The organism is Flavobacterium phragmitis (genome assembly GCF_900112575.1).
Lineage (GTDB): Bacteria > Bacteroidota > Bacteroidia > Flavobacteriales > Flavobacteriaceae > Flavobacterium > Flavobacterium phragmitis.
Genome location: NZ_FOMH01000015.1, coordinates 79,516 through 92,551, shown reverse-complemented (window position 1 = coordinate 92,551; position 13,036 = coordinate 79,516). Strand labels below are relative to the sequence as shown.

Below are 13,036 nucleotides of genomic sequence, written 5' to 3'. Positions count from 1 at the left end.
GAAAGATGTTAGATTTGTATTTCCAGTAAACGCCCCATTTGTAATAAAAGGTCCTCCGGATACTGTTAAAAGTTCTGGAAAAGTGTAGCTTGTTATTGAGGTACATCCTGTAAAAGCTGATTGCCCTACGCTTTTAACTGAATTTGCTGAAAAATTTGAAAGATTCAAACAGTTAAAAAATGCTCTGGTTCCAACAGTAGTCACGTTATCCATATTTACAACATTATTTAATAAGCCACAGCTATCAAAAGCATTGTTTCCAATTGAAGTTGTATTGGATAAATTAACCGAAGTCATTTTTGAACATCCACTAAATGCATTTTCGGGTACAGCTGAAGGAGAAGCAATAGTTAAGCTAGACAGTCCAGAACAATTAAGAAAAGCATTTCCGTTTGAGGAAGTCAAAACTAATAAAGGCGCATTGAAGGTTGCGAGGTTTGCTAAACCGTTAAAAGCATTTCCTCCATTCAGGGAAGTTAATTTTGGAGCATTGAAAGATGTTAGATTTTTATTTCCAGTAAACGCCCCATTTGCAATAAAGGGCCCTCCAGAAATTGTTAAAAGTTCAGGAAAAGTATAACTTGTTACAGAAGTACATCCTGTAAAAGCGGATTGATTTATATTTGTAACTTTTGAAAAACTTACAGATCCATAAAGCGAAGTACAGCCATAAAATGAATTAGCTCCTATAGATGTTACTAAACCAGATAAATCATGAAAATAAGTAATTGATGTTAAACTTAAAAAGGCATTAGCAGGAATTGAATAAGTCCCTCCTGTTATTTCTGCTGATATGTCAGCACCAGTTATTTTAAAACTTCTAATTCTGCCAACTGTTATACCTAATTTTGTAGCTAATAAATCAGGAGTATTAATAATACCTGCAACCCCGCCAATAAAAGTATTCGCTTTAAGTTTTTGACGTCCAAATATTGTTTTTCGTAACCCCATAACTATAGTCCTAAAATCATTATCGAATGCTGGCCTTCATTTTGCATGAAAGTAAATATCTGTTTTTCTCCAACCGTTGGAGGCGTTCCAAATTCAAATGTTTTTGGAGCTGTAATAGACCAGCTTAAATTAGTTGCTGTTTTTGTAATTCCTTCAAAGCACATTCCTGGATTGGAGAAGGAACCAGGAATAGTTAATATTCCTGTACCTGTGAATTTTACAGTTTTTCCATGCCATATGTCTTGAACTGTAGCGGGTAACGCTACAGTGATTTGATTTGAAATATCTTGTTTATTTGATAAATCAATATTTCCATCTCCAATGATGGATTCTCCATTGATTGTTTTGAAATCTAAGGAAGAGGTTAAATCATTAAATTCTAATTCCCCATCTTCATTGGTTATTAGAATTTTATCTGGATCATTGGTTTCTAGATCGGAGACTTTTATTCTGTTGTGGGTTGTGTTCATTTGGTTTGCAGTTAATAATTAGTAGCATTGATTGTTTTTTTATTTATAACAATGTTAGATGAAGTTGAAATAATTCCATTGTAAATTGTTAAATCTCCATATACATTTACGAATGCAGGTAGTGAAGGAGGAATATAATCACATGTAACTATCTGTGTACCATTATTACCTAAATAATTTATATAGCATTTCCCATAACTTTCTAATAGAATAGGGTTAGTAGTAAAATTATTTGTATCAATTTGGAATGTAAAACCATTTGTAATTACTCCATTAAGTTCCAGATAAGTATTTATTAATCTAACTCCAGATCTATTTCTTGCACCAGGAGTGATTAAAGATCCACTCAAATTCAGTTTTCTAATATTGATTTCAATTTGTACAGGCAATGCTTCTCCAATATTAATAGCGCTTACTAAAGCTGTATTGTTTTCATATGTAACATCATTTCCTGTTAAGTATATCATACAATTTGTACTGTTAAATCCAGCAATGGACATATTTCCCTTAACAAGGCACTTGTTTTTATAATTAACAAATGATTTTCCTCCTCCATAAGTGTATGCACTGCCTAAATATTTGAACTGATTTGTATAACTGCAATCAATATCTCCATGATTTATAATGCCACGAATGTCAGACACTAAATCAAAATTTGTTGTAGCAGTAATTTTTTTAAAACTGAAAGTACCATTTCCCAGTATGTATATAACATTATGTGGAGCAGTAGAATTTATATTTTTGATTTTGACATGAATCTCAGGATGAACAGCTCCAATTAGAGTTCCAGGAGAGGTAATGTTTAAATTATCTATTTCACAAAAAGAGAATCCAGTTCCTTGTTTATAATTTGGATCTGACGCACTGCAATCTAATGAAAAGTAAGTGGTGTTTACCAGTTGATTCATGTTGAAATTAGCAACTTTTATCCCTAAAACCTGATAAGATTGTCTAGTCGAATTTCCTGAAACCTGACTTATCTGGACAGGGTTGTTTCCTGAAACGGTAATAGAACCAATAGGCATAACAAAATATAATCTTGAAAAATTCTGTATGATTCCAAGATTATCTGACATTATTATTAAATTTGAGATACTTGGATTGCTAATATTGATAACACATGCATAATCCGAAACAATTTTTACTCTTGCAAATTGCGCAAAGTTAACATTCCCAGTATAGGATTGCATTACACTTTGTGTTAGATTATACGTTTTACCATCCATTATTTTGAAAGTATAATCAGTCATTACGTTTTGACTTAATAATGGAGAATTGTTTTTGTAATGTGTTATTGCACCATTTAATGTGCTAAACATTTTTTCTTGACTACCCACTACAGCAGTCAGGTCATTGCCATACATAGAAGATATGTAATAAGTGTCTTTTACAGTTGTTAGATCCTTTGAAACACTACCTTGAACTGTCCATACATTAGTATCAATTTTTGTTAATATACGAGTCTCTCCATATACCATGGTCAGAGGTATGTCAGTAATAAAATTAATTCCTGCACCACTGATGGTAACTACACCATTTCCTTTCTGAGTTAATTCTTTTTTAGTTCCAATAGATAATGAAACTTCAGAATCAAGAGGAACAGTAAGTAAGACGGGATTATTAGAAGAGAACACAGTTCTTTTATTAATATTTTCAATATTTAATGTATAAGCAGTAGAAGAAAAATTCTCAATGCCTAATAACCAAGTTTTAAAAATGCCTTTGCTCCATTCATAAATTGATTTGATACTGGGAAAAGCCGATGTTGAATTTTTATTTGTTTCAATATCTTGGACTTTATTAGAACTATCTTCTTTTTGATTTAAACTATTATTTAAATTATCTTGAGAATCCTTTAAAACTTTCCCCTGTCTGGCATCTAAAACCTTACCTTCCTGAGTGTAATCTAAACCATTGTAACTATCTACTTTAAGATTACTGATTTCATTAAACTCCAGTTCACCACTGGAGTTTGTCATTAAAATTTTATCAGGTTCATTTGTTTCTAAATCAGCCACTTTTATTCTGTTGTAATCTGTACTCATTTTGTGGTATTTAATTTGTTTTTATTATTCAGTTTTTACGGGTTGGTGATATTAAAACTCACATTCTAAATAGACCTCGCCGGTTGTCGGAGTTATAGAAAGTGTCGGTCTGTTGTTTGTGCTTGGATCTGAATTATTTCTATCCCCATTAGAAATAAGGAAAAAGTTAAATGCTTGTTGAGATAACAATAAATCTAATTGAGAAGAAGTTAAAGGAATTTCATTTTCAGACGTTGAATTAACAGGGACTGAAACACTATTTATAAAAGTGCTTGAATCCCAATCGTTCCAATCGACAAGCTGGAAATTTTGTCCGACAGGAATTTGAATATTAGCACCATATAAATTAAAAGTTAGTGCATTGCCAACAGTATTTTGGGAGAACTTAAATTTAATTTTAGCAGATTTTGGTCTTGCACTAATAGATGAAGTATCAATAACTCCTCTATATCTATTCAGATAAAAATAAGATGCATCTTTACCACCGCCAATGACATTATTATCCGTATGTTGTAAATCTGCAGAAGTAGCATCTTTACATCCGCTCCATGAAGTCGATTTTTTCTCGAATATTACTGATTTGACCGCTTTGAGAGTCAATGTTAGAGGTAATGTATTAACTTCTAATACATTACTATTGCTTGAATTCCCAGCAAAATCTTTTGCTTTTATATAAAAACTGTAAGCCGTAGAAGGCGAAAGCTCGTTAACTGTATACGACAAAACATCATTTGAAGTAGTATCTAAAAAAGTATCACCAATATAAATATCATAACCTGAAACTCCAATATTATCAGTTGCTTCTGTCCATGATAATACTACTGTATTCGGAGTGATATTCGATGTACTTAAAACAATAGTGCTAGGAGGAGTACTATCAATAAAGCAGGTTCCTGTATTATTGGCATAGGCTTGAGAATTCGTTTTTAACCAAGCCTCTGCCTGTTCATTCGCCTCGTCAACACTTTCATTTGATACAAATTTATTTGCTTCGGCAGTAAGATTTACTGAACTAGGGATTCCTGTTGTACAATCATTTTTAGTTTTAGTTAATGTTTGTTCCGTATTATAAAAAACTGTTTCTCCTTCTGCTGGAATGTAGTTTTCTTGATAGGCAAAAGGCTTATAGGTTGTGTTTTCTTCCATGTATTTATTTTATAATAGTGAGATGATTTGTTTAAAAAAATATTGTGTAATTATTTTTTTACTACAATGGCTTTGAAGGCCAGACAACAAATTCTGGATTATCAGTTTCTGTTAAGTCCCTTAATTCTTGTCTATAAATTTTCCATTCTAGTTTTTTTGTTTCAGTAAGAGGTGAGTCTTCCATTTGTGTCCAATCACTCTCAATCAATAATGTGTTGCGGGTGGCTCTAATGTTTTCAAGAAGCTCTTCTGGACTTTGAACAAAAGGAAAGTGAATATGTTTTCCTTCAATGACTTTATAGTCTTTTGACAATGCTTGCTGCCATTCTTCTTCGGTTAAGTCAATATTTGGTTCTGGAATGTTTTCGTGAATTCCTTCTACATAAAAACCAGTGTATTCTCCGTTTTCGTTATATGTTCCTTTATACATAATTTTTGTTTTTTTTAATATTAATATCCAATAGCAAACATGTAGCCCGTACTGCCATCAATAACTGCGTAGTAATTTGTTCTTGTAAGATTAGCAACATGGTTGAATCCTCTGCTTCCAGAAGATGTTCTTACAGTTGATAATGTAACACTTAAAGCTCTGTTTGGCCAGGTTAGAGGAAAACTGTATGTATTTGTGCCATTTATTAAATAAGCCCACTGAAGAATTAATCCATTACTAAATTTTTGATAACCTCCATTTCCAAAAGAAAGAAGACCAAAACCTGCATGTCCTGCATCATATTCAGAACCGGCAGAAGTAGATACTGAGCCATCGGCCATTAGGTATTGGTTGGCAGTACCGCCTGTCTTAATAAAGCCTTTACTTTCTGTGTTTTCTGTAAAAGTCTTTTTACCACCAATGGTTTGTGCTGTAGTTAAATCAACATATTTTGTATTCAATTGTGCATCGGTTAAAGAAATAGGGCCTTCGTACCAATAATCTACTTCGATATTACGATTACTGATTGGGGCAGCAAATGTGATTACATTACTTCCGTCAACAATAGTATAATCTTTGTCTTCTCTTAATAACTGCCCATTTTTGTAGATTCTAGCACTGTATTTTAGTGGTTTTTTTTGTAGAGTAATGGTGTCACTATTAAAGGTGTCACCGCTAAAATTTTCTTTAAACGGAATCGATGCTTTTCCAAACATGGACTCAAAACTTCCTGATACTGAATCTTTATTTTGGTGCCAATAATTAATTTCAACATTTCTATCAGCAATTCCTCCATCAGGAAAAAAAATGGTTCCTTGTTTCTCGTTTAATATATAATCTTCGACTTGTTTTAGTAACTGTCCATTTTTGAATACTTTGACACTATTTTCAATAGGCTCATATTCTAAATTTATTAATTCACCTGTAAAAGCGTCTCTATATTCTTTGTAAGGAAAATAGCAGTTTCCCGATAGAATTCCTGAATTTTGGAAAATACTTCTTAAAAGAGCTGGGGTTACATAATGTTCATTGTCGGTGCCAATTTCAATCATTTGAAAATCGGCTTTATCACTTTCTCTGTTTACGAAATTGTCAAAAATTTCTACGAAGTCTGAGTGTGATGGAATATCACCATTGTTGAATTTGTTGTGAAAGTCACTTCTTGTTATTGCCATGTTGTTTAATTTTTTTCTTGCTGTAAAATTTTATTTGAAAAAGCTGAGAGATAAATACCAATGTTTTTAAGCATTGGTATTTAATAGTTTTAAAGTGTTAAGATTTTTTCTTCAATGCTGAACATTCCTGAAGAATTTTCAGAAAGCACTTTGAAATGATGGTAGATTCTTTCTCCATCTTCATTTTTAGTAACCAATTCATCTACTTGTAGTCTAGTTTCTAGTAAAGGCAGTATAATGTTCTGCTCGTTTGAAACTTTTTCATGAATTTTCTCCCAATTTCCTTGATTATTCATTTTGTAAAGATGATACTTACCATTATGAGTCGTTTTTTCCCAATTGAAAACAACTGGTTCTAAGATTTCTTCATTTGCCCCAGTAACATTGGCAGACGCTTCTAATACCGGAGATTGTGGGGAAACATTGTCAGTTATTACAGTCGCTGTAATTTTTGATGGCTGCGATGGTGCATAATCAATAACAGGACTATCTTTTGTTGAATCAGGATCTGCATATTCTATTTTTCTTGAAACGGTAATTCGATAAAAAAGTCCGTCGCTAAAAGGAACAGATTCTAGATCTTCAAAATCATCATAAACTGTCCAAACATTGTCAAATTCATTTGATAAAGTATCCTCATCTATTAAAATTTCTTTTGCTAATGTCATCGTTCGTATCGATTGTGCATTCAGCATAGAATCGGCACGGTAGATATTGATTTTTCCAATTTTGTATTCTGGCTGATAAGCATTGATTTCAAACTGAATAGAAGGCTTAATTTCTAAAACCTGATTTTCGAGAATTGGCATAATTCTTTTAATTTCCGGAGTTTGAGGCGGACTTGACGCTACTAGTTTTACTGGCCCTAAGAAATCACTAAACGGACTGAAATTCATTTTAATATCCATTTCACGTACTGCGTAGAAATAAACATTCTGTGAATTTCCATCCAGATTAAAATCGGTAAACTGAGTTACATTTTCAACTTCATTAACAATTTTCATCATTGGCGCAATGTCAAAATCAGAATCTGTTGGTTTTAGGGTATGACCATTTTTGTCTTTAATGGTTTGTTTTTTATTTGTTGGAACATAATCATTTCCTTTTATATACTCATAAACGACAGGAACTTCAGTTAAAGGAACAAAAGCAGACAGTATTGCTTCTTCGATAAAATGTATTGCTAAAACAGGGTTTTCAACTCCTTTTGAAATTATTACTTGATTTAGTGATGTTATCGAATCAATTTCGACTTCTTTCATCTCTAGCAGCGTTTGTGCCGCATTATGCCATTTAATGAAATCATTAATTAAGTTTTTAAATTCCTTGTTATCTGGCATTGGAAATTGATAGCTCGCTTCAGGTTGATTTTCTGGAAAAGCTTTATAATTACCATTTTCTGCCAGCTCATTAAAATTTAAAAAATCGTCCCATCTCTCCTTAAATTGGATTTCATCATTTCCTCCCAGTTTTTTCAATTCTTCACGAATTGTTCTTACCGTTGCTGGTTCATACAAAAGATTTAAAAAGTCTTGTTCGCTGGCTCTGTAATGCAAAGCACCATAAGGTTTTCGATCCCTATTGTATGTAGTTGTAAAAGTGAAAGTCGAACGATTGTAAAAATCGGGTCTTGTAGCATACAAACTATCGTTTTCTATTTTCTCTGGTCTTTTAGGCTTTTCAATTTTAACGGCATACATCGGGCACGGAATACTAATCTTTGATTTGTATTCGAATGTTGGTCGAACAGCAAGTGAACTGATTCCGAAAATAGAGTAGTGGGTGCTTTCGTTTGCTCTTGGCTGAATATTCTCTTTAGTAATTCCAGAAACTTGATCGGCATACAAATACACTCTATAACTTGGATAATAGTTTACCATTCGAGATCCAATAATAATCTCATCATAATCTTCATCCATTACTTGATTAACATAATCTCCTAATTTGAAGTCAGAATCATTGACAATTAAAATTAGATTGCCAGTTACATCTTCTTTTTCTGTACGGACTACTTTAAATTCTTTTCTTGATTTTACCGGAATAGTACTTCCGTCCTTAAAAGAACTCTTAGTAAACAAGCGGACAATACCATTAAACCATTCAACAGAATTTTCATTTCCAGATTTAAATTGTGGATGCTGTGGCAAATTATAACCAGGAAAAGTAATTTTGTAAAGACCCAAATGTCTTTTCTGATTTTCCCATTTTACAGGAGCACCCTCTGTGTCTACTTTGTAAGAACCATCAGCATTCATTTCAAAAGTCTCTTCCAAAACTCTTTCGATTAATGCATTTTCCCAGATTCCTCTAGTTTTTTCTACCTGTAAGTCATTTGAGTTTTCACTTTCTGGCTGAATAATTTCACGATAGATCTTATTGAATTCAGCTGGATATTCAACCTTAAAATCGATGCTTGGTTTATGCCAATTGTCAGCTGTCTGCATGTTTTGCACCAATGTGCACAATCTGCTTTCAGGTATTTCTATAGACTTAATTTGATCAGAATCGATTGTGGCTTCTCCATCAGCATGAGCACTGTCACTCACTTCTTTTTTTAATATTTTTATTTTCGCATAATCAAATTTATCCGAATCCCCAGATTTAGTAAAAACTTCGATGTCTTGAATGAGATAATTTTCATCTCCAATGGTTAAAATTCCTCCAGTAAAACGTTTTTTATTCTCTTCTGTTAAAGAAATTTTTACTTCTTCGCCACTGCTAAGAATTTTATATTCTTTTATGGTAACAGTTGCCGTAAGAATGTCAGATTTATTATCGATTTCGCCGGCAATTTCTCCGTATTCTACTTCAGGAAGTCCATCTTTGTAATACAGTTTAAAATGATCAGCCAATATTTCTTCACTATCAGGATAAATACTATCTACATTTGTTGCTTCATCAATTGACATTCCTTCAGGAACAGTATAACTCATTAATTCCTGAGCAGAGTAATAATCAAACAAAAGTCGGACTAAGGTTTGATCATCTCCAGTAATGTTTGATAAACGTATTTGCTCTGACTCTGAAGTAAACATTAATGGATTTTCTTCTGTAATTAAAAGTGCATTAATATTACTTGGAGGCATTAAATTGTTTGCCGGTTTTATTTCAGATTCAATGCTTATTTGCCTTCCTGCTGAAGCTCTTGAGAAAATGTTGATTCCATATCCTTGATAGCTATAGGTGTTTTTACCCGTTGCTTCCTGACGGACATTTAAAATAGATTTTCCAGATTCGGGAATTATAATTGGAACCGCTTCATAAGATCCAGGTTCAAGTTTTTTGTTGACATTACGATAATCTAAATCATGAGACAAAGATGGTTTTCGCCAGCCTTCTTCATCGTTTAGTTTAAAATTAACACCTAGATAAACTGGGAATGTAAAGGAACTTCCATCATATTCGGCTGACGATTTAAAGAACTCAGTATTAATATCATAATCCATGACATCGTCCATAAACAGACTTACATATCTTTTCTTTCCATCAAAACTATAGCCATTAGGATCTGTAATTGGAGCAGTTTGATTTTCATCAGAACTCACATTTAATCCTGGTACAATGTCGTTTAATTGAACGGGAAGCGAATAACGTTCTGTATTTAAAGAGGTTGGAATACTCATAGAAAGATGCTGTACTTCGCGAGCTCCCAAACCATCACCCAAATCTCCAAGCGTAGTATATTCTGTAAGGTAAACATAATCTCCAGAAAACACTTCGTCATCAATATCAATGCAGCCTAAACCTAACATACGTGCAATATGATAATCGTTGGCAGCAATGTTCAGTAAATCCAGATTAGATATTGTATTTAGATTTTCATCATCCAATTGTTGTTCTTCAATTTCTTCAGGAGTTTTATCAGCGTCAAGATCTCCAAAATTGATTGGTTCTAAAGCTGTTGGATTAAACGGTTTTTCACTTAATTCAAGATACTTTTCGACAATTTGCTTGATATTTTTATCACTCTTGTCTTCTATGTTAGTTGTTCTGTTCCATTTGTCTTTATAGTTGGCAATGTTTACATATTCGCCATCATTGTATCGTAGCCATTTTCCATGTACAGCATTTAATCTTGGCTCCAGTTGTTCAAAAACTTTTAGATCATTGGTTTCTAAACCATATTTGCCTTTTAAATTCCAATTTCCATCTGTATTTGCTTTTGTAATGAAGTCTGAATAGAACTCAAAATTTATAGAGTTTAAAAGACAATTGTTGGCTTTTAATCGAATACTCCTTCCGTTTTCTGCAACTAAACGAACATTGCTTAATTGTGTGGCAGAATAAGTTTTACGATTTGTAACTCTTTTAGCAGCCGTAATGTTATTTTCAGCAACAGACAATGTTTCTAATTTCAATGTGCTGTAATTTGTAACAGAAGTAAAATTCAATTCTGCTGCAAAAAACAATTCATTTTTGTTTTCAATTTCAATCAGATTGTTTCCGTATGCCTGAATGAATGCAGCTGGATTTGTTCTCGGATTAATAGAAAGTTTTATTGCTGCATATTTCACTTTATTCTTAAAATGAACATAAATAGCTCGTTTTGCGTCAGCTGTTTTATAAATCCAAAGTGCATTATCGTTGTCAACCAATTGTGGTTGTGCACTTAAATCTAAGTTGTAATCTGTTTTTACGTAAGGAGCTCTGTATACTTTTACAAAATCGTCTGGTTTATTAAAATTGATTGCAGAACCTTGATATAAATTTCCTTTTGGAAGATGTTTTTCTCCCAATTTCCCAGCCAGCATCCAGCGAAGATGAATTCCTCTTGTACTGTCAATTCCCTTTGAACCTGCTGCCGCAATTTGTAAATAAGTAGACTGTAGATTCGTTATTCCTGAAGTAATATCAATTGTTGGAGATTCTCTCACCACATTAAAATTGATACTAAATCCCGAAGGATTATAAACGTTATCTAGAAAAATAGGAGTAGAAAAACTACCTAAATCCAATGGTTTTCCTTCAATTTGAATGGCAGCTTCAATTTGACCTGAACCTGGAATTGTAACGGCATTTTTTAGTTTAAAAACTAAACCGTTTAAATTGCCAATGCTATGAATTTTTATGCCTGAACTTAAAGAAAGGGGCACTCGGCTTTTGTTTTTTAAGACTAAAGTTCCAGCCGGCTGATTTACTGTTATGCCTTTCTTTAAAACAGAATGAGAAATTTTGTCTTGAACAATACTTACATTCGAAATACATCCAATCTGAGCATCAGATAAATTAGTAGCTAACTGGTTTAATTCATTTCCTAAAGTATTAAAATCGGTAACTCTAATATAATCTGAATTAAGTGCTGTACTTGTATTCTCTTTTACTATTGGTGTTCTGCCTAAAAAAGTATTTAATGGAACGGTTAATTCCTCTGCTGTCTCTGTAGAACTGGTTACACCGTATACAAAAACTTTGGAACGTTCATTTAAATCAGTAAACAGCCCTTTTAATAATTCGGAGTTATTTACCTGAAGACCATCAGTTATAACAAATACAATATCTGGAGTAACGGTTAGATTTTTAGCCACATTTAAACCTGAAGCCCAATAATCAGATTGTATGTAGGCTCTTCCGTTGCCAAATAAATTGATCCAATCTTTGAAATCTTGTGAATTGGTTGAGATTTTTTTCTGGATCACATCATCGGGTCTAACAGCAGTATCGCTGTTAGACATTCCGATTAATGAAAGTGTAATTTTGCTTTGTACCTGAGCATCAATAAAGGAAGTAAGTCCCTCTCTAATCTGCTGTGCTTCATCAGTGCTTATAGAGCCTGATTCATCTACTACAATTGCGATGTAAGTTTCGCAGGTTGCAGATCGACTTTCTATATTTAAGTTAAGTTTAAACTGACTGGTATTGTTAACATTACTAATAGCAATTAACCTCGAAAAACTTCCAGAATTTGCTGGTGTGCCTTTTGCATAAAGAGAAACTTCAAGTTCTGTGCCTGGGGCAACAGTAACCGCATTTTTAATCATAAAACTTAAGCCTTCCACAGCGATTTCGCTATGAATTTTTGTATCAGCATCTAGGGTAAGAGGAACACGACTTTTATTTTTCAAGACTAAACTTCCAGAATCACTATTGATATAAGTACCAGCTTTAAGTACTGGATATATGATTTTGTTTTCAAGAATATCAACATTTGCCATACAGCCAATATTTGCAGCTGCTAGATCTGAGGTAAGCTGATTTAATTCACTATTTAATGTCGTGAAATTTGGTAATTCAATATAATCTGAATTTAAAATAGTGTTGTTGGCAGATTTTAATAAAGGTATTTTTCCTAGATAATTTGTAAGAGCAGAATTCAAATTAGTAAATCCAGTTGTCTGATAATCATTAGATGTTACTCCATAAGTAAAAACGTGAGACTTACTATTTAATACATTAAATAGATTTTTCAGTTTATTTAAGTCATTGACTTGTGAACCATCAGTTATTACGATTATGATATCTGGAGTTACAGAGAGATTATTTACTGCTTCTAAACCAGAAGCCCAATAATCAGATTGTGGATTTGGAACAGGTGCAGTAGTTCGTTTGAAATTAGTAATCCAGGTTAAAAATTCCGAACTGTTGCTTGAAATTCTTTTTTCAATAATATGATCCAGTCTTGAATTCGCATCATTATGAGACATTCCAATCAAAGATAGCGTAATGTTGCTTTGAGTTTGCGAATTGATAAAGGATGTCAGCCCGCTTTTAATTTGCTGTGCTTCATTTGCATCAATAGAACCCGATTCATCTACTACAATTGCGATATAAGTTTCACAGCCTGAGAGTTGATTTTCCTGAAGATTTATAGAACTCATTTTT

The 13,036-nt window shown here is 32.9% G+C and carries 7 protein-coding genes; all 7 read right to left on the bottom strand.

Annotated elements, in window-relative coordinates; all coding sequences use genetic code 11:
- A partial coding sequence (locus tag BM289_RS25530; RefSeq protein WP_167365485.1) for a leucine-rich repeat domain-containing protein occupies window positions 1-951 on the bottom strand: 951 nt, incomplete at its 3' end.
- A gap of 2 nt (window positions 952-953) precedes the next feature.
- Window positions 954-1,421 (bottom strand): hypothetical protein, encoded by a 468-nt coding sequence (locus BM289_RS22675; protein WP_091498059.1) that lies wholly within the window; start codon window positions 1,419-1,421, stop codon window positions 954-956.
- 11 nt (window positions 1,422-1,432) lie between these two features.
- Window positions 1,433-3,466, bottom strand: a complete 2,034-nt coding sequence (locus tag BM289_RS22670) for a hypothetical protein (RefSeq protein ID WP_091498056.1) — start codon at window positions 3,464-3,466, stop codon at window positions 1,433-1,435.
- A gap of 51 nt (window positions 3,467-3,517) precedes the next feature.
- Window positions 3,518-4,612 carry a DUF5977 domain-containing protein gene (locus BM289_RS22665; protein ID WP_091498054.1) on the bottom strand — a complete coding sequence of 365 codons (1,095 nt, stop codon included), beginning with the start codon at window positions 4,610-4,612 and terminating at the stop codon, window positions 3,518-3,520.
- 61 nt (window positions 4,613-4,673) lie between these two features.
- Window positions 4,674-5,042 carry a tail fiber assembly protein gene (locus tag BM289_RS22660; protein WP_091498049.1) on the bottom strand — a complete coding sequence of 123 codons (369 nt, stop codon included), beginning with the start codon at window positions 5,040-5,042 and terminating at the stop codon, window positions 4,674-4,676.
- 20 nt (window positions 5,043-5,062) lie between these two features.
- Entirely contained in the window at window positions 5,063-6,217 is a 1,155-nt protein-coding gene (locus BM289_RS22655) for a gp53-like domain-containing protein (protein ID WP_091498047.1), read from the bottom strand.
- Between the two features lie 89 nt (window positions 6,218-6,306).
- Window positions 6,307-13,032, bottom strand: coding sequence for a hypothetical protein (locus BM289_RS22650; RefSeq protein WP_091498045.1), 6,726 nt, complete (start codon window positions 13,030-13,032; stop codon window positions 6,307-6,309).
- Window positions 13,033-13,036 lie beyond the last annotated feature (4 nt).